The sequence below is a fragment of the Streptomyces sp. NPDC057694 genome (genome assembly GCF_042799415.1).
In the GTDB taxonomy this organism is placed as follows: Bacteria; Actinomycetota; Actinomycetes; order Streptomycetales; family Streptomycetaceae; genus Streptomyces.
Genome location: NZ_JBHVIX010000003.1, coordinates 236,727 through 251,958, shown reverse-complemented (window position 1 = coordinate 251,958; position 15,232 = coordinate 236,727). Strand labels below are relative to the sequence as shown.

Here is a 15,232-nt window from a genome sequence, read left to right as displayed (position 1 = left end):
CCTTGAGTACTACAAGGGTACGGGCGGCACGACCCGAAGGAGCCGTACCGCCCGAAAACCTCAGACCAAGCAGCCTGCGTTACTGACCGGAATCAGACGCGGCGGCGCTTGGGCGGACGGCAGCCGTTGTGCGGGGTGGGCGTGACGTCCTGGATGGAGCCGACCTCAAGACCGGTCGCCTGAAGCGAACGGATGGCGGTCTCGCGACCCGAGCCCGGGCCCTTGACGAACACGTCGACCTTGCGCATGCCGTGCTCCTGCGCGCGGCGGGCGGCCGACTCGGCAGCCATCTGCGCGGCGAACGGGGTCGACTTACGCGAACCCTTGAAGCCGACGTGGCCGGCGGAGGCCCACGAGATCACGTTGCCGGTCGGGTCCGTGATGGACACGATCGTGTTGTTGAACGTGCTCTTGATGTGCGCGTGGCCGTGAGCGACGTTCTTCTTTTCCTTGCGGCGCACCTTCTTGGCAGCGCCCTGACGTCCCTTGGGGGGCATGTCGTTCTCCTACGGGAGGTGGTCGGTCCTACAGCGAAGACCGCTGAAAAGCGTCCGCTGAGGACTACTTCTTGCCCGGCTTCTTCTTGCCGGCGATGGCGCGACGCGGGCCCTTGCGGGTACGAGCGTTCGTGCTGGTGCGCTGGCCGCGGACCGGCAGACCACGACGGTGGCGCAGACCCTGGTAGCAGCCGATCTCGACCTTGCGGCGGATGTCGGCCTGGATCTCGCGACGGAGGTCACCCTCGGTCTGGAAGTTCTGGTCCACGTACTCGCGGATCTTGACGAGGTCTTCCTCGCTCAGGTCACGAACGCGGATGTTGCGGTCGATACCGACCGTGTCCAGCGTCTGCTGGGCGCGCGTACGCCCGATGCCGAACACGTAGGTCAGGGCGACCTCGATGCGCTTTTCGCGCGGGAGGTCAACGCCTTCAACGCGTGCCATTCATGGCTCCTGTTGATATTCGGAGGTCTGTAACAGAACCACTCCCAGTCGCCGGCCCCCCGAAGGGGAAGTGCGGTACGAACTGGGTCCTCAGCCTCCGACTGAAGGTGTCGCCACGGTGAAGTGATCCACCGCCGGCGGGTCCTGCGTGTGTACTCAATGTGTTGCGTGCGTCGCGCGAATCTCTGCGAACGAACTGCAGGTCAGTCGTGCGTCAGCCCTGGCGCTGCTTGTGGCGCGGGTTGTCGCAGATCACCATGACCCGGCCGTGACGGCGGATCACCCTGCACTTGTCGCAGATCTTCTTGACGCTCGGCTTGACCTTCATGGGTGAGGTTCTCCGGGTCAGTTGCCGGCGGCCCGCAGGAAGCGGGACTCGGGCAAGATCTACTTGTACCGGTAGACGATCCGGCCACGCGTCAGGTCGTACGGAGACAGCTCCACCACGACCCGGTCGTCAGGGAGGATACGGATGTAGTGCATGCGCATCTTGCCGCTGATGTGTGCCAGGACCTGGTGGCCGTTCTGGAGCTCGACCTTGAACATGGCGTTCGGAAGAGACTCGACGACAGTGCCCTCGATCTCGATGGCACCTTGCTTCTTGGCCACGCTTCGCCCTTCGAATCGACTACCTTGATCGACTCTCGCTTCGCATGCAGACATGCCAATACACGAGAGCCGACGCGTCAGTCTACGTCAGTACCCCCGGAAAGACGAATCCAGGGATTCTCCCCTACCAGAGAGATCACTAAGCCCGCCACTCGGGCGTTATTTCATCTCCCCGACAGACAACGATCACGCCAGCGGATCCGGCGCGGCCGTAATCCCCATCTCCGCCAGCTTCGCCCTGCCACCGACCTGTCCCCGACGCCCCTCTCGCGGGATCGGCGCCGGGGCGCCTCACAAGCTTCGAGGGGCTGCGCCGGCCTCCGACCGGCGACCCGGGCGCAACGTCGCCGTCAGGCCAGCGGATCCGGCGCGGCCGTAATCCCCATCTCCGCCAGCTTCGCCTTGCCGCCATCCGGAGAAGTGAGCACCAGCGGGCCCTCCTCCGTCACCGCGACCGAGTGCTCCCAGTGGGAGGACCAGGTGCCGTCCGTCGAGACCACGGTCCAGTCGTCCTCCAGGACCGCGGTGCGCGGGGTGCCCAGGGCGACCATGGGCTCGATGGCGAGGCAGAAGCCGGGGACCAGCTTCGGGCCCTTGCCGCGGCGGCGCTCGACGTAGTTCAGGAGGTGCGGGTCCATGTGCATCTCGGTGCCGATGCCGTGGCCGCCGTAGTCCTCGACGATCCCGTACTTGCCGCCGCCGGGCTTGGGCTGGCGGCGGATGTACGTCTCGATCGCGCGGGAGACGTCCACCAGCCGGTTACCGGTCTTCATCGCGGCGATCCCGGCCCACATGGACTCCTCGGTCACCCGGGACAGCTCGAGCAGCTCCGGTGCGTGACCCGAGCCGACGAACGCGGTGTACGCGGCGTCGCCGTGCCAGCCGTCCACGATCGCGCCGCAGTCGATGGAGATGATGTCGCCGTCCTCCAGGACGACCTTCTCGCTGGGGATGCCGTGCACCACCACCTCGTTCTTCGAGGTGCAGATGGTGGCGGGGAATCCGCCGTAACCCAGGAAGTTCGACTTCGCGCCGTGCTCGTCGAGCACCTTGCGGGCCACCTCGTCCAGGTCCTTGGTGGTGGCGCCGGGCACGGCCGCCTCACGGGTCGCGGCGTGGATCGCCGCGACGACAAGCCCCGCCTCCCGCATCTTGCGAATCTGGTCGGGGGTCTTGATCTGCACCATGGGGGCCTGCGCTCTCCGTCATCCGGTACGAGGTGTACGTACACCAACACTAAGGCCGCGGCCCCCCGGACGGGGAACCGCGGCCTCAGCCACGTACAGACGTGCGACGGGACTAGCGTCCCAGGGCCTCCATGGCCCGCGCCGTGACCTCCTCGACCTTGCCGAGGGCGGAGATCGTCACGACGAGCCCCTGCTCCCGGTAGTAGTCGATGATCGGCTCGGTCTGCGTGTGGTAGACCTCGAGCCGCTTGCGGACGGTCTCTTCCTTGTCGTCGTCGCGCTGGTACAGCTCGCCACCGCAGACGTCACAGACGCCCTCGGCCTCGGGCTGCTTGTAGGCGACATGGAAGACGTGCGCCGAGTCGTTACGGCAGATGCGGCGGCCGGCGATGCGCTTGACCACCTCGTCCTCGGGGACCTCCAGGTCCAGAACCGCGTCCAGCTTCACATCGTCGGCCTTGAGGGCGACGTCGAGCGCCTCGGCCTGCGAGACGTTGCGAGGGAAGCCGTCGAGCAGGAAGCCGTTCACGGCGTCCTGCTGCTCCATGCGGTCCTTGGCCATCCCGATGGTGACCTCGTCCGGTACCAGCTGGCCCGCGTCCATAAAGGACTTCGCCTGCTTGCCGAGATCCGTGCCCTTGCTGATGTTGGCACGGAAGAGGTCGCCCGTGGAGATGTGCGGGATCGACAGGTTCTGGGCGAGAAACGCGGCCTGCGTTCCCTTGCCAGCACCGGGCGGCCCGACGAGGACGATTCGCATCAGCGGAGGAACCCTTCGTAATTGCGCTGCTGGAGCTGGCTCTCGATCTGCTTCACCGTCTCCAGCCCCACACCCACGATGATCAGGATGCTGGTGCCGCCGAAGGGGAAGTTCTGGCTTGCCCCGAAACCAACCAACGCCATCGTCGGTACGAGAGCGATCAGACCCAAGTACAGCGAACCCGGCCAGGTGATCCGGTTGAGCACGTACGAAAGGTACTCAGCGGTCGGTCGGCCAGCCCGGATGCCCGGGATGAAGCCACCATACTTCTTCATGTTGTCCGCGACTTCCTCGGGGTTGAACGAGATCGCCACGTAGAAGAACGCGAAGAAAACGATCAGGAGGAAGTACGTGACGATGTAAATCGGGTGATTTCCCTTGGTCAGGTGGTCGTCGATCCACAGCTTCCAGCTGGAGTTGCCGCCCGCGAACTGAGCGACGAGTGCCGGGATGTAGAGGAGCGACGAGGCGAAGATGACAGGGATCACACCCGCCTGGTTCACCTTGAGCGGGATGTACGTAGACGTACCGCCGTAGGACCGGCGGCCGATCATGCGCTTCGCGTACTGGACCGGGATACGGCGCTGGGCCTGCTCGACGAAGACCACCAGGCCGACCATGACCAGGCCGACGAGGATGACGGTGCCGAACTCGATCCAGCCGTCGGCCAGCGAGCCCTGCTGCTTGATGGCCCACAGCGACGCCGGGAAGCTGGCGGCGATGGAGATGAACATGAGGATCGACATGCCGTTGCCGATGCCGCGGTCGGTGATCAGCTCACCGAGCCACATCATCACGCAGGTGCCGGCGGTCATGACGATGACCATGGTGACGGTGATGAAGATCGACTGGTCGGGCACGATCTGACTCGCGACCGAGCAGCCCTGGAAGAGTGCGCCGGTACGGGCGGTGGCCACCAGGCCGGTGCCCTGAAGGATGGCAAGAGCCACGGTCAGGTAGCGCGTGTACTGCGTGATCTTCGCCGTACCGGCCTGACCCTCCTTCTTGAGGGCCTCCAGACGCGGGATCACCACAGTGAGCAGCTGCAGAATGATGCTCGCGGTGATGTACGGCATGATGCCGAGCGCGAAGACCGTGATCTGCAACAGCGCGCCACCACTGAACATGTTGACCAGACCGAACAGGCCGGTGGTGGAACTGGACTGGTCCATGCACGTCTGGACACTCGTGTAGTCCACACCGGGGATCGGGATGTGCGCCCCGAGCCGGTAGATCACGATGATGCCCAACGTGAAGAGCAGCTTCTTGCGCAGGTCGGGCGTCTTGAACGCCCGGGCGAACGCGGTGAGCACGGTGCCTCCTGCGACCCCCGCGCGCGTGCGTCAGAGGTGACGGTCTTGAGGATTCGACGAATACGTAACGGTCAAGCTCCGCGATTGGTGCCGGGGGCACACGGATCCCAGAAATTAACAGCGGACGCCACCTTACCGGCGTACCTGCCCCCCTAGGAACGACCAACCGGGGATACCCCTTTTGTGGGGTATCCCCGGTAGGGATCGTTCACGTCATCGAGACGTCGTCCGATGGACTCAGACGAGCTCGGTGACCGTACCGCCCGCGGCGGTGATCTTCTCCTTGGCGGAGCCGGAGACGGCATCGACCGTCACCTGCAGCGCCACGGTGATCTCGCCCTGGCCGAGGACCTTGACGAGGCTGTTCTTGCGGACAGCACCCTTCTCCACCAGACCCTCGACGGTGACTTCGCCACCCTCGGGGTACAGCGAGGTGAGCTTGTCCAGGTTCACGACCTGGAACTCGACCTTGAAGGGGTTCCGGAAGCCCTTGAGCTTCGGAAGACGCATGTGGAGGGGCATCTGGCCACCCTCGAAGCGCTCCGGAACCTGGTAACGGGCCTTCGTGCCCTTGGTACCACGACCGGCCGTCTTACCCTTCGACGCCTCACCACGACCAACACGGGTCTTGGCGGTCTTGGCGCCGGGAGCCGGACGGAGGTTGTGGATCTTCAGCGGGTTGTTCTCCGCCATGATCAGACCTCCTCAACCGTCACGAGGTGGCGGACGGTGTGCACCATGCCGCGGAACTCGGGGCGGTCCTCCTTGACGACCTGCGTGTTGATGCCCTTGAGACCAAGGGAGCGCAGGGTGTCACGGTGGTTCTGCTTGCTGCCGATGTACGACTTCGTCTGCGTGATCTTGAGCTGTGCCATTACGCAGCACCGGCCCCTGCACGTGCACGAAGCAGGGCCGCGGGGGCGACGTCCTCGAGGGGCAGACCACGGCGAGCCGCGATCTCCTCGGGACGCTGCAGGCCCTTGAGGGCCTCCACGGTCGCGTGCACGATGTTGATCGCGTTCGACGAACCGAGCGACTTCGACAGGATGTCGTGAACGCCGGCGCACTCGAGCACAGCACGCACCGGGCCACCGGCGATAACGCCGGTACCGGGGGAAGCAGGCTTGAGCAGGACGACGCCCGCGGCCTTCTCGCCCGTGATCGGGTGCGGGATGGTGCCCTGGATACGGGGGACCTTGAAGAAGTGCTTCTTGGCCTCCTCAACACCCTTGGCGATGGCGGCCGGCACCTCCTTCGCCTTGCCGTAACCGACACCTACGGTGCCGTCACCGTCGCCCACCACGACGAGCGCGGTGAAGCTGAAGCGACGGCCACCCTTGACAACCTTGGCGACGCGGTTGATCGCGACAACGCGCTCAACGTATGCGGTCTTCTCGGCGGCAGCGCCACCGTCGCGACCCTTCCGGTCCCGCCGCTCGCCGCCACCGGCACCGCTTCCGCGGCGCTGGGGTCCAGCCATTGGATTAACCTCTCTCTTTTTCCGCTAGCTACGCAGTGACATAAGTCGCTGCGCGACGGGGCCTCAGAACTTCAGGCCGGCTTCGCGGGCGGCGTCCGCCAGAGCGGCGATGCGCCCGGCGTACTGGTTACCACCACGGTCGAACACGACAGCCTCGACACCGGCGGCCTTGGCGCGCTCGGCAACCAGGGCGCCGACCGACTTGGCCTGTGCGGACTTGTCGCCCTCGCCACCGCGGATCGAGGTGTCCAGGGTCGAAGCCGACGCGAGGGTGTGACCCTTAACGTCGTCGATGACCTGGGCCACGATGTTGCGGTTCGAGCGCGTCACGACCAGGCGCGGACGCTCAGCCGTACCCGAGATGTGCTTACGGATACGGATGTGACGCCGCTTGATGGCAGCACGCTTGTAAGCGTCGCCCTTAGCAATCTTCTGACCGTATGCCATGGCTTACTTACCCGCCTTTCCGACCTTGCGGCGGATGACTTCGCCTTCGTACTTGACGCCCTTGGCCTTGTACGGGTCGGGCTTGCGCAGCTTGCGGATGTTGGCCGCAACCTCGCCGACCTTCTGCTTGTCGATGCCCTCGACCGAGAACTTGGTCGGCGACTCGACCTTGAACGAGATGCCCTCGGGCGCCTCGACCGTGATCGAGTGGCTGTAGCCGAGCGAGAACTCCAGGTTGGAGCCCTTCGCCAGGACGCGGTAACCGACACCGCTGATCTCGAGCTTCTTCACGTAACCCGTGGTCACGCCGGTGATCATGTTCGCCACCAGCGTGCGGGACAGGCCGTGCAGGGCCTTGTTCTGACGCTCGTCGTTGGGGCGGGTGACGTTCAGGACGCCGTCCTCGCCCTTGGCGATCTCGATCGGCGCCACGACGGTGTGAGCCAGGGTGCCCTTGGAGCCCTTGACCGTGACCGTCTGGCCGTCGATGGTGACGTCCACGCCGGCGGGAACCGTGATGGGGAGCTTGCCAATACGCGACATAGCTGTTTCCTCCTGTTCCCTTCCGCTACCAGACGTAGGCGAGGACTTCCCCACCCACGCCCTTCTTGCCTGCCTGCTGGCCGGTCAGGAGACCGTGCGACGTGGAGATGACCGCCACGCCCAGGCCGCCGAGGACCTTCGGCAGGTTGGTGGACTTCGCGTAAACGCGCAGACCCGGCTTGGAGATTCGCTTGATGCCGGCGATCGAACGCTCACGGTTCGGGCCGAACTTCAGCTCCAGGACGAGGTTCTTGCCGACTTCGGCGTCCTCGACCTTCCAGCCGGTGATGAAACCCTCCTGCTGGAGGATCTCGGCGATGTGCGACTTGATCTTGCTGTGCGGCATAGCCACGGTGTCGTGGTACGCCGAGTTCGCGTTCCGCAGACGCGTAAGCATGTCTGCGATCGGATCAGTCATGGTCATGAATTGGCCTTCGGCCTCTCTCGCCGGGGTTTCCTGTATGCGCCATCCCTCTCCCCACACAGGGGCGGGACGGGTGCGGCGCGGGGACCTACGGCGTAGTAAGTCGGTGAGGGCGGCAGAGCGCGCCCAACCCTCCTAGCCTAAGCCATGAGAGCAGGTGCCTCTGCCGACCCCTTACTTACCGAGAGATCCGGACAATCGCCTGTGCCCCAAGGGGCAGCAGGTGACTACCAGGAGCTCTTGGTCACGCCCGGCAGCTCGCCACGGTGAGCCATCTCACGAAGGCACACGCGGCACAGGCCGAACTTGCGGTAAACAGAGTGCGGACGACCGCAGCGCTGGCAGCGGGTGTACGCGCGCACGCCGAACTTGGGCTTGCGGGCAGCCTTCGCGATGAGAGCCTTCTTCGCCATCTCGCTTACGCCTCCTTGAACGGGAAGCCGAGGTGACGAAGGAGCGCGCGGCCCTCAGCGTCGTTGGTCGCCGTGGTGACCACGGTGATGTCCATACCCCGGACGCGGTCGATCTTGTCCTGGTCGATCTCGTGGAACATGACCTGCTCGGTGAGACCGAAGGTGTAGTTGCCACGGCCGTCGAACTGCTTGGGGGACAGACCACGGAAGTCGCGGATGCGCGGCAGCGCGAGCGACAGGGTGCGGTCCAGGAACTCCCACATGCGGTCGCCACGGAGCGTGACGTGGGCACCGATCGGCTGGCCCTCACGCAGCTTGAACTGCGCGATGGACTTGCGGGCCTTGGTGATGGCCGGCTTCTGACCCGTGATGGTGGTCAGGTCGCGGACAGCACCGTCCATGAGCTTCGAGTCACGCGCAGCGTCACCGACACCCATGTTGACCACGATCTTGACCAGACCGGGGATCTGCATGACGTTCTCGTACGAGAACTCTTCCTGCAGCTTGCCCTTGATCTCGTCGCGGTACTTCTGCTTCAGACGCGGGGAAGTGGTGGTCGTCATCAGATGTCCTCACCCGTCCGCTTGGCAACGCGGATCTTGTTGCCTTCGTCGTCGAAGCGGTAACCGACGCGCGTCACAACCTTGTTGCCGTCCTTCTCCACGACCAGCTGGACGTTGGAGACGTGGACGGGGGCCTCGGTCGTGACAATGCCACCGGCCTGCGAGCCGGAGGCCGTGGGGCCGGCCTTGGTGTGCTTCTTGACCCGGTTGACACCCTCGACCAGGACACGCTCGTCGCGCGGGTAAGCGGCAATGACCTTGCCCTGCTTGCCCTTGTCCTTACCGGTGATGACCTGGACCAGGTCGCCCTTCTTGATCTTCATGCTTACAGCACCTCCGGCGCGAGCGAGATGATCTTCATGAACTTCTTCTCGCGCAGCTCACGGCCCACCGGGCCGAAGATACGGGTGCCACGAGGGTCGCCGTCGTTCTTGAGAATGACAGCGGCGTTCTCGTCGAAGCGGATGTACGAGCCGTCCGGACGGCGGCGCTCCTTGACGGTGCGAACGATGACCGCCTTGACGACGTCACCCTTCTTCACGTTGCCACCGGGGATCGCGTCCTTGACGGTGGCGACGATGACGTCACCGATGCCCGCGTAGCGGCGACCCGAGCCACCGAGAACACGGATGGTGAGAATTTCCTTCGCACCCGTGTTGTCGGCGACACGCAGTCGCGACTCCTGCTGGATCACGTCTATCTCCTGTTTGTCTGCCGGTTCCCGGTGCAGAAGCGCTAGTGACTAGCGCTTCTGCACCGAGCCTGGCGGAACGAACCCTGAGGGATACCCCTCAGAGAATTACTTGGCCTTCTCGAGGATCTCGACGACGCGCCAGCGCTTGGTCGCCGACAGCGGACGCGTCTCCATGAGGAGGACACGGTCGCCGACGCCGGCAGCGTTCTGCTCGTCGTGCGCCTTGAGCTTGTTCGTACGGCGGATGACCTTGCCGTACAGGGCGTGCTTGACGCGGTCCTCGACAGCGACGACGACGGTCTTGTCCATCTTGTCGCTGACGACCAGACCCTCACGGGTCTTGCGGAAGCCGCGGGCGGCAGTCTCTTCAGTCACAGTCTTCTCGCTCATCAGGCGCTCTCCACCGTCTCGATGCCCAGCTCGCGCTCACGCATGAGGGTGTAGATCCGCGCGATGTCCTTGCGGACGGCCTTGAGCCGGCCGTGGTTCTCGAGCTGACCGGTCGCCGCCTGGAAGCGGAGGTTGAACAGCTCTTCCTTGGCCTCGCGGAGCTTGTTGAGAAGCTCCTCGTTGCCCAGCTCGCGCAGCTCGGACGCCTTGGTCCCGGCCGACATCACGCCTCACCTGCTTCGCGCTTAACGATCTTGCACTTCATCGGCAGCTTGTGGGCCGCACGAGTCAGGGCTTCACGCGCGATCTTCTCGTTGGGGTACGACAGCTCGAACATGACGCGTCCGGGCTTGACGTTGGCGATCCACCACTCCGGCGAACCCTTACCGGAACCCATGCGGGTCTCGGCAGGCTTCTTGGTGAGGGGACGGTCCGGGTAAATGTTGATCCAGACCTTGCCGCCACGCTTGATGTGACGCGTCATGGCGATACGAGCGGCCTCGATCTGACGGTTCGTCACGTACGCCGGGGTGAGGGCCTGAATGCCGTACTCACCGAACGCAACCTGCGTGCCACCCTTGGACATACCGCTGCGCTTCGGGTGGTGCTGCTTGCGGTGCTTGACCCTACGGGGGATCAGCATTTCGGTCAGGCCTCCGTTCCGGTGCTCTCAGCCGGAGCGGCAGCGGCGGGCGCGTCGGCCTTGAGGGCCTCGGCGGCCGGAGCCGTCTGCTGCTGCGGCTTGCGACCGCGACCGCCACGCTCGCCACCGCGGCCACCACGGCCGGCCGGGCGGTCGTTGCCGCCACGGGCCGGGCGGTTGCCGGCGCGGGCAGCGGCGTTCTCGGCGCGAACCTCGGCGATGTTCTTGACGTCGCCCTTGTAGATCCAGACCTTCACGCCGATGCGGCCGAAGGTCGTCTTGGCCTCGAAGAAGCCGTAGTCCACGTTGGCGCGGAGCGTGTGCAGGGGCACGCGGCCCTCGCGGTAGAACTCCGAACGGGACATCTCGGCACCGCCGAGACGACCGCCACACTGGATCTTGATGCCCTTGGCGCCGGCCTTCATCGACGACTGCATGCTCTTACGCATGGCGCGACGGAAGGAGACGCGGGAGGACAGCTGCTCCGCGACGGCCTGCGCGACCAGCTGAGCGTCGACCTCGGGGTTCTTGACCTCGAGGATGTTCAGCTGGACCTGCTTGCCCGTGAGCTTCTCGAGGTCACCGCGGATGCGGTCGGCCTCGGCGCCACGACGGCCGATGACGATGCCGGGACGAGCGGTGTGGATGTCCACACGCACGCGGTCACGGGTGCGCTCGATCTCAACCTTCGAGATGCCGGCGCGCTCCATGCCGGACGTCATCATCCGACGGATGGCGACGTCTTCCTTGACGTAGTCCTTGTACAGCTTGTCGGCGTACCAACGCGACTTGAAGTCGGTCGTGACACCGAGCCGGAACCCGTGCGGGTTTACCTTCTGGCCCATTACCGGGTTCCTTCCTTGCTGCTGACGACCACGGTGATGTGGGAGGTCCGCTTGCGGATCCGGTAGGCACGGCCCTGGGCACGCGGACGGAACCGCTTCAGGGTCGGACCCTCATCGACGAACGCCTCGCTGATGAACAGCGACGACGAGTCCGGGTGGTCGTAGTTGTGCGCGGCGTTGGCAATGGCGCTGTCCAGCACCTTGCCGACCGGCACGCTCGCGGCCTGCGGGGCGAAACGCAGGACCGCCTGAGCCTCCGTGGCATCCATGCCACGGATGAGGTCCACCACGCGGCGGGCCTTCATGGGCGTGACGCGGATGTACCGCGCCTGGGCCCTGGCTTCCATGGTTGTCCCTTCGGTGTTAGTCATAGTCGATTCCACCCCGCCTTAGCGGCGCTTCGACTTCCGGTCGTCCTTGACGTGACCCCGGAAGGTGCGCGTCGGCGAGAACTCGCCGAGCTTGTGGCCGACCATCGACTCGGTGACGAACACCGGGATGTGGGTCTTGCCGTTGTGCACCGCGATCGTGTGGCCCAGCATGCTGGGGATGATCATCGAGCGACGGGACCAGGTCTTGATGACGTTCTTGGTACCGGCTTCGTTCTGTACGTCCACCTTCTTTACAAGGTGTCCGTCGACGAAGGGTCCCTTCTTGAGACTGCGCGGCATCTAAACCCGCTCCTAGCGCTTCTTGTTCGACTTGCGGCGGCGGACGATGTACTTGTTGCTCGCCTTGTTGCGATCACGAGTACGACCCTCCTTCTTGCCCCACGGCGAGACCGGGTGACGACCACCGGAGGTCTTGCCTTCACCACCACCGTGCGGGTGGTCGACCGGGTTCATGACGACACCACGCACGGTCGGGCGGACGCCCTTCCAGCGCATGCGGCCGGCCTTGCCCCAGTTGATGTTCGACTGCTCGGCGTTGCCGACCTCGCCGACGGTGGCGCGGCAGCGCACGTCGACCAGGCGGATCTCACCGGAGGGCATACGAAGGTGGGCCATCGAGCCCTCCTTCGCGAGCAGCTGCACGGAGGCACCCGCGGAGCGGGCGAACTTGGCGCCACCACCGGGACGGAGCTCGATCGCGTGGATCGTGGTACCGACCGGGATGTTGCGGAGCGACAGGTTGTTGCCGGGCTTGATGTCGGCCGTGGGGCCGTTCTCGACCCGGGCACCCTGTGCGAGACCGCGCGGGGCCAGGATGTAGCGCTTCTCGCCGTCCGCGTAGTGCAGGAGCGCGATGCGCGCAGTGCGGTTCGGGTCGTACTCGATGTGAGCGACCTTCGCCGGCACGCCGTCCTTGTCGTGACGACGGAAGTCGATCACTCGGTAGGCGCGCTTGTGTCCGCCACCCTGGTGGCGAACGGTGATCCGACCGGCGTTGTTACGGCCGCCCTTGCTGTGCAGCGGGCGGACCAGCGACTTCTCCGGCGTGGACCGCGTGACCTCGACGAAGTCGGCGACGCTGGAGCCACGACGGCCCGGCGTAGTCGGCTTGTACTTGCGGATTCCCATTTCTCAGTCCTCGTCCGATATTCGGACCGGGCGCTCCGTTAGGAGGCCTGGCCGAAGATGTCGATACGGTCGCCCTCAGCAAGGGTCACGATCGCGCGCTTGGTGTCGGCACGCTTGCCGAACCCGGTGCGCGTGCGCTTGCGCTTGCCCTGACGGTTGATCGTGTTGACGCCGGTGACCTTGACCGAGAAGACCGCCTCGACGGCCTGCTTGATCTGGGTCTTGTTGGCGCCGGGGGCCACGACGAACGTGTACTTGCCCTCGTCGAGGAGCGCGTACGACTTCTCGGAGACGACCGGCTTGACGAGAACGTCACGCGGGTCCGAGAAGGACTTGCTCAGCGGAGTGGGCTCAACGGCGATCTTGCCCTCGGTGGCAATGCGCTTCGCCTTGGCGACGCGCGCCGCCTTGGCGGCCTTGGCGGCCTTCGAGGCAATGCTCGGGTGACGCGTAGCCATCAGGCTTCGCTCCCTTCGGTGTCAGCGGCCTTGGGGCCAGACACGAAGGACTCGAAAGCGGCCTGGGTGAAGACCACGTCGTCCGAGACGAGAACGTCGTACGTGTTCAGCTGGCCCGGCTCCAGGATGTGGACCTGGGGCAGGTTGCGAGCGGAGAGCAGCGCGGCCTCGTCGGCACGGTCGATCACCAGGAGCAGGTTCTTGCGCTCCGAGATCTTGCCGAGCAGCGACTTGGCGGCCTTGGTGGAGACCCCGCCCTCGACCACGCCGGTGACGACGTGGATGCGAGCGTTGCGGGCCCGGTCGGTGAGGGCGTGGCGCAGGGCCGCGGCCTTCATCTTCTTCGGGGTCCGCTGCGAGTAGTCACGCGGCTGCGGGCCGTGGACGACGCCACCGCCGGCGAACTGCGGCGCACGGGTCGAACCCTGACGGGCGCGGCCGGTGCCCTTCTGGCGGTACGGCTTCTTGCCACCACCGCGGACTTCGCCGCGGCGCTTGGTCTTGTGCGTGCCCTGACGGGCAGCGGCCAGCTGGGCGACGACGACCTGGTGAAGCAGCGGAACGCTGATCTTCTCTACGTCGAAGATCTCCGCGGGGAGTTCGACGGTCCCGGTCTTGTCGCCTGCCGGCGAAAGGATGTCAATGGTGCTCATCGGTTCCTCAAACCCCCTTGGCCGCTGTACGGACCAGGACGAGGCCACCGTTCGGACCGGGAACTGCGCCCTTGATGAGGAGCAGACCCTTCTCCGCGTCAACGGCGTGAACGGTCAGGTTCTGGGTGGTGACCCGCTCGTTGCCCATACGGCCCGCCATGCGGAGGCCCTTGAACACACGGCCGGGGGTGGCGCAGCCACCGATCGAGCCCGGCTTGCGGTGCACGCGGTGGGCACCGTGAGATGCCTTGCCACCGGCGAAGTTGTGACGCTTCATGACACCGGCGAAGCCCTTGCCCTTGCTCTTGCCGGTCACGTCCACCTTCACGCCGGACTCGAAGGTCGCGGCGGAGATCTCCTGGCCGAGGGTGTACTCGGAAGCGTCCGAGGTACGGATCTCGACGAGGTGACGACGGGGGGTGACGTCGGCCTTGGCGAAGTGGCCCTTGAGGGGCTTGTTCACCTTGCGCGGGTCGATCTCGCCGAACGCGATCTGGACGGACTCGTAGCCGTCGATGTCGTTCGTGCGGACCTGGGTGACGACGTTCGGGCCGGCCTTGACGACGGTGACCGGAACAACACGGTTGTTCTCGTCCCACACCTGCGTCATGCCGAGCTTCTCGCCCAGGATGCCCTTGATCTGCTTAGTCATCTTCAGATCACCGGCCCTCAGAGCTTGATCTCGATGTCGACACCGGCCGGGAGGTCGAGTCGCATCAGGGAGTCAACGGTCTTCGGCGTCGGGTCGAGGATGTCGATCAGGCGCTTGTGCGTGCGCATCTCGAAGTGCTCGCGCGAGTCCTTGTACTTGTGCGGCGACTTGATGACGCAGTACACGTTCTTCTCGGTAGGCAGCGGCACCGGGCCTGCGACCGACGCACCAGTGCGCGTCACCGTCTCGACGATCTTCTTCGCCGAAGAGTCGATGACCTCGTGGTCGTAGGCCTTGAGCCGGATGCGGATCTTCTGTCCCGCCATGGCTACTTAGTAGTCCTGTCTCTCATAACGCTCTGGCTCCTGGGGGCCCTGTTTCACACTTCCTCCGACCCACGCGGTCGGGCGTGTCGCGGTCTTGCTGACAGAAATATCCATACGGATTTCCCTGCTACAGGAACCGCGACCCAAGGCCGCAAGGCTGGGGGAAGAAACCCACCAGGCGCCTGGTGGAGCTCCGCGCTGAGCATTCCCGGAAGATTCCCGTACGTCCGCTCCAGCGCTGCCGCAAGCGGCAGATGGGGCGACGAGTACTGTGGGACTTGCTTCCAGTCCTCCCGGCGGGAGACGCGCAGCATCGGCACTCAACCGAGCAACCCCGCTAGTCTGCCATACGGGGCACGTCCGGGGCCAA

Annotated in this window: 28 protein-coding genes; all 28 read right to left on the bottom strand. The window is 65.3% G+C overall.

Annotated features, from left to right (window positions below):
* Positions 1–92: 92 nt before the first annotated feature.
* The gene (gene rpsK / locus ACFVDP_RS10985) at positions 93–497 is read right to left on the bottom strand and encodes a 30S ribosomal protein S11 (RefSeq protein WP_003948617.1); all 405 of its coding nucleotides are present in this window, start codon (positions 495–497) and stop codon (positions 93–95) included.
* A gap of 64 nt (positions 498–561) precedes the next feature.
* A complete protein-coding gene (rpsM, locus tag ACFVDP_RS10980) occupies positions 562–942 on the bottom strand; it encodes a 30S ribosomal protein S13 (RefSeq protein WP_383486683.1) in 381 nt (126 codons plus the stop codon).
* 214 nt (positions 943–1,156) lie between these two features.
* On the bottom strand, positions 1,157–1,270 hold the full coding sequence (gene rpmJ / locus ACFVDP_RS10975) for a 50S ribosomal protein L36 (RefSeq protein WP_003974245.1): 114 nt from the start codon (positions 1,268–1,270) through the stop codon (positions 1,157–1,159).
* A 59-nt stretch (positions 1,271–1,329) separates the two neighbouring features.
* On the bottom strand, positions 1,330–1,551 hold the full coding sequence (gene infA / locus ACFVDP_RS10970) for a translation initiation factor IF-1 (protein WP_003948620.1): 222 nt from the start codon (positions 1,549–1,551) through the stop codon (positions 1,330–1,332).
* 350 nt (positions 1,552–1,901) lie between these two features.
* Positions 1,902–2,738, bottom strand: coding sequence for a type I methionyl aminopeptidase (gene map / locus ACFVDP_RS10965; RefSeq protein WP_383486680.1), 837 nt, complete (start codon positions 2,736–2,738; stop codon positions 1,902–1,904).
* A gap of 112 nt (positions 2,739–2,850) precedes the next feature.
* Positions 2,851–3,498, bottom strand: coding sequence for an adenylate kinase (locus ACFVDP_RS10960; protein ID WP_383486678.1), 648 nt, complete (start codon positions 3,496–3,498; stop codon positions 2,851–2,853).
* A complete protein-coding gene (gene secY, locus ACFVDP_RS10955) occupies positions 3,498–4,811 on the bottom strand; it encodes a preprotein translocase subunit SecY (RefSeq protein ID WP_383486675.1) in 1,314 nt (437 codons plus the stop codon). The genes ACFVDP_RS10960 and secY overlap by 1 nt, the downstream gene beginning before the upstream one ends.
* Positions 4,812–5,048: 237 nt before the next feature.
* Positions 5,049–5,504: a 50S ribosomal protein L15 gene (rplO, locus tag ACFVDP_RS10950; protein ID WP_383486672.1), complete on the bottom strand. Its 456-nt coding sequence runs from the start codon at positions 5,502–5,504 to the stop codon at positions 5,049–5,051.
* 2 nt (positions 5,505–5,506) lie between these two features.
* A complete protein-coding gene (gene rpmD / locus ACFVDP_RS10945; RefSeq protein ID WP_013001408.1) occupies positions 5,507–5,686 on the bottom strand; it encodes a 50S ribosomal protein L30 in 180 nt (59 codons plus the stop codon).
* Positions 5,686–6,291 (bottom strand): 30S ribosomal protein S5, encoded by a 606-nt coding sequence (rpsE, locus tag ACFVDP_RS10940; protein ID WP_356491262.1) that lies wholly within the window; start codon positions 6,289–6,291, stop codon positions 5,686–5,688. The genes rpmD and rpsE overlap by 1 nt, the downstream gene beginning before the upstream one ends.
* A gap of 63 nt (positions 6,292–6,354) precedes the next feature.
* On the bottom strand, positions 6,355–6,738 hold the full coding sequence (rplR, locus tag ACFVDP_RS10935) for a 50S ribosomal protein L18 (RefSeq protein ID WP_018528362.1): 384 nt from the start codon (positions 6,736–6,738) through the stop codon (positions 6,355–6,357).
* 3 nt (positions 6,739–6,741) lie between these two features.
* Entirely contained in the window at positions 6,742–7,281 is a 540-nt protein-coding gene (gene rplF, locus ACFVDP_RS10930) for a 50S ribosomal protein L6 (RefSeq protein WP_383486666.1), read from the bottom strand.
* A gap of 25 nt (positions 7,282–7,306) precedes the next feature.
* On the bottom strand, positions 7,307–7,705 hold the full coding sequence (gene rpsH, locus ACFVDP_RS10925) for a 30S ribosomal protein S8 (RefSeq protein ID WP_361716660.1): 399 nt from the start codon (positions 7,703–7,705) through the stop codon (positions 7,307–7,309).
* Positions 7,706–7,932: 227 nt separating this feature from the next.
* On the bottom strand, positions 7,933–8,118 hold the full coding sequence (locus ACFVDP_RS10920; RefSeq protein WP_003956452.1) for a type Z 30S ribosomal protein S14: 186 nt from the start codon (positions 8,116–8,118) through the stop codon (positions 7,933–7,935).
* A 5-nt stretch (positions 8,119–8,123) separates the two neighbouring features.
* Entirely contained in the window at positions 8,124–8,681 is a 558-nt protein-coding gene (gene rplE / locus ACFVDP_RS10915) for a 50S ribosomal protein L5 (RefSeq protein ID WP_383486663.1), read from the bottom strand.
* Entirely contained in the window at positions 8,681–9,004 is a 324-nt protein-coding gene (gene rplX, locus ACFVDP_RS10910) for a 50S ribosomal protein L24 (RefSeq protein ID WP_016645174.1), read from the bottom strand. The genes rplE and rplX overlap by 1 nt, the downstream gene beginning before the upstream one ends.
* 2 nt (positions 9,005–9,006) lie before the next feature.
* Entirely contained in the window at positions 9,007–9,375 is a 369-nt protein-coding gene (rplN, locus tag ACFVDP_RS10905) for a 50S ribosomal protein L14 (protein ID WP_003974257.1), read from the bottom strand.
* Positions 9,376–9,480: 105 nt separating this feature from the next.
* Entirely contained in the window at positions 9,481–9,765 is a 285-nt protein-coding gene (gene rpsQ, locus ACFVDP_RS10900; RefSeq protein ID WP_111663851.1) for a 30S ribosomal protein S17, read from the bottom strand.
* The gene (rpmC, locus tag ACFVDP_RS10895; protein ID WP_010036720.1) at positions 9,765–9,989 is read right to left on the bottom strand and encodes a 50S ribosomal protein L29; all 225 of its coding nucleotides are present in this window, start codon (positions 9,987–9,989) and stop codon (positions 9,765–9,767) included. The genes rpsQ and rpmC overlap by 1 nt, the downstream gene beginning before the upstream one ends.
* Positions 9,989–10,408 (bottom strand): 50S ribosomal protein L16, encoded by a 420-nt coding sequence (rplP, locus tag ACFVDP_RS10890; protein WP_055553500.1) that lies wholly within the window; start codon positions 10,406–10,408, stop codon positions 9,989–9,991. The genes rpmC and rplP overlap by 1 nt, the downstream gene beginning before the upstream one ends.
* A 5-nt stretch (positions 10,409–10,413) precedes the next feature.
* Positions 10,414–11,253, bottom strand: coding sequence for a 30S ribosomal protein S3 (rpsC, locus tag ACFVDP_RS10885; RefSeq protein WP_383486657.1), 840 nt, complete (start codon positions 11,251–11,253; stop codon positions 10,414–10,416).
* Entirely contained in the window at positions 11,253–11,600 is a 348-nt protein-coding gene (rplV, locus tag ACFVDP_RS10880) for a 50S ribosomal protein L22 (RefSeq protein WP_383486654.1), read from the bottom strand. Before rplV ends, rpsC begins: the two co-directional genes overlap by 1 nt.
* Before the next feature lie 42 nt (positions 11,601–11,642).
* The gene (gene rpsS / locus ACFVDP_RS10875) at positions 11,643–11,924 is read right to left on the bottom strand and encodes a 30S ribosomal protein S19 (RefSeq protein ID WP_111663848.1); all 282 of its coding nucleotides are present in this window, start codon (positions 11,922–11,924) and stop codon (positions 11,643–11,645) included.
* A gap of 12 nt (positions 11,925–11,936) precedes the next feature.
* Positions 11,937–12,773 carry a 50S ribosomal protein L2 gene (rplB, locus tag ACFVDP_RS10870; protein ID WP_383486650.1) on the bottom strand — a complete coding sequence of 279 codons (837 nt, stop codon included), beginning with the start codon at positions 12,771–12,773 and terminating at the stop codon, positions 11,937–11,939.
* Positions 12,774–12,811: 38 nt separating this feature from the next.
* Positions 12,812–13,231 carry a 50S ribosomal protein L23 gene (gene rplW, locus ACFVDP_RS10865; protein ID WP_266713072.1) on the bottom strand — a complete coding sequence of 140 codons (420 nt, stop codon included), beginning with the start codon at positions 13,229–13,231 and terminating at the stop codon, positions 12,812–12,814.
* Positions 13,231–13,884, bottom strand: coding sequence for a 50S ribosomal protein L4 (gene rplD, locus ACFVDP_RS10860; RefSeq protein ID WP_383486646.1), 654 nt, complete (start codon positions 13,882–13,884; stop codon positions 13,231–13,233). Before rplD ends, rplW begins: the two co-directional genes overlap by 1 nt.
* A 7-nt stretch (positions 13,885–13,891) precedes the next feature.
* On the bottom strand, positions 13,892–14,536 hold the full coding sequence (gene rplC, locus ACFVDP_RS10855) for a 50S ribosomal protein L3 (protein ID WP_383486643.1): 645 nt from the start codon (positions 14,534–14,536) through the stop codon (positions 13,892–13,894).
* 17 nt (positions 14,537–14,553) lie between these two features.
* Positions 14,554–14,862: a 30S ribosomal protein S10 gene (gene rpsJ / locus ACFVDP_RS10850; RefSeq protein ID WP_003948644.1), complete on the bottom strand. Its 309-nt coding sequence runs from the start codon at positions 14,860–14,862 to the stop codon at positions 14,554–14,556.
* Positions 14,863–15,232 lie beyond the last annotated feature (370 nt).

Coding starts and splice junctions, on each gene's coding strand:
- rpsK (WP_003948617.1), bottom strand. CDS start 497: ATGCCCCCCAAGGGACGTCAGGGCGCTGCCAAGAAGGTGCGCCGCAAG.
- rpsM (WP_383486683.1), bottom strand. CDS start 942: ATGGCACGCGTTGAAGGCGTTGACCTCCCGCGCGAAAAGCGCATCGAG.
- rpmJ (WP_003974245.1), bottom strand. CDS start 1,270: ATGAAGGTCAAGCCGAGCGTCAAGAAGATCTGCGACAAGTGCAGGGTG.
- map (WP_383486680.1), bottom strand. CDS start 2,738: ATGGTGCAGATCAAGACCCCCGACCAGATTCGCAAGATGCGGGAGGCG.
- ACFVDP_RS10960 (WP_383486678.1), bottom strand. CDS start 3,498: ATGCGAATCGTCCTCGTCGGGCCGCCCGGTGCTGGCAAGGGAACGCAG.
- rplO (WP_383486672.1), bottom strand. CDS start 5,504: ATGGCGGAGAACAACCCGCTGAAGATCCACAACCTCCGTCCGGCTCCC.
- rpmD (WP_013001408.1), bottom strand. CDS start 5,686: ATGGCACAGCTCAAGATCACGCAGACGAAGTCGTACATCGGCAGCAAG.
- rpsE (WP_356491262.1), bottom strand. CDS start 6,291: ATGGCTGGACCCCAGCGCCGCGGAAGCGGTGCCGGTGGCGGCGAGCGG.
- rplR (WP_018528362.1), bottom strand. CDS start 6,738: ATGGCATACGGTCAGAAGATTGCTAAGGGCGACGCTTACAAGCGTGCT.
- rplF (WP_383486666.1), bottom strand. CDS start 7,281: ATGTCGCGTATTGGCAAGCTCCCCATCACGGTTCCCGCCGGCGTGGAC.
- rpsH (WP_361716660.1), bottom strand. CDS start 7,705: ATGACCATGACTGATCCGATCGCAGACATGCTTACGCGTCTGCGGAAC.
- ACFVDP_RS10920 (WP_003956452.1), bottom strand. CDS start 8,118: ATGGCGAAGAAGGCTCTCATCGCGAAGGCTGCCCGCAAGCCCAAGTTC.
- rplE (WP_383486663.1), bottom strand. CDS start 8,681: ATGACGACCACCACTTCCCCGCGTCTGAAGCAGAAGTACCGCGACGAG.
- rplX (WP_016645174.1), bottom strand. CDS start 9,004: ATGAAGATCAAGAAGGGCGACCTGGTCCAGGTCATCACCGGTAAGGAC.
- rpsQ (WP_111663851.1), bottom strand. CDS start 9,765: ATGAGCGAGAAGACTGTGACTGAAGAGACTGCCGCCCGCGGCTTCCGC.
- rpmC (WP_010036720.1), bottom strand. CDS start 9,989: ATGTCGGCCGGGACCAAGGCGTCCGAGCTGCGCGAGCTGGGCAACGAG.
- rplP (WP_055553500.1), bottom strand. CDS start 10,408: ATGCTGATCCCCCGTAGGGTCAAGCACCGCAAGCAGCACCACCCGAAG.
- rpsC (WP_383486657.1), bottom strand. CDS start 11,253: ATGGGCCAGAAGGTAAACCCGCACGGGTTCCGGCTCGGTGTCACGACC.
- rplV (WP_383486654.1), bottom strand. CDS start 11,600: ATGGAAGCCAGGGCCCAGGCGCGGTACATCCGCGTCACGCCCATGAAG.
- rpsS (WP_111663848.1), bottom strand. CDS start 11,924: ATGCCGCGCAGTCTCAAGAAGGGACCCTTCGTCGACGGACACCTTGTA.
- rplB (WP_383486650.1), bottom strand. CDS start 12,773: ATGGGAATCCGCAAGTACAAGCCGACTACGCCGGGCCGTCGTGGCTCC.
- rplW (WP_266713072.1), bottom strand. CDS start 13,231: ATGGCTACGCGTCACCCGAGCATTGCCTCGAAGGCCGCCAAGGCCGCC.
- rplD (WP_383486646.1), bottom strand. CDS start 13,884: ATGAGCACCATTGACATCCTTTCGCCGGCAGGCGACAAGACCGGGACC.
- rplC (WP_383486643.1), bottom strand. CDS start 14,536: ATGACTAAGCAGATCAAGGGCATCCTGGGCGAGAAGCTCGGCATGACG.
- rpsJ (WP_003948644.1), bottom strand. CDS start 14,862: ATGGCGGGACAGAAGATCCGCATCCGGCTCAAGGCCTACGACCACGAG.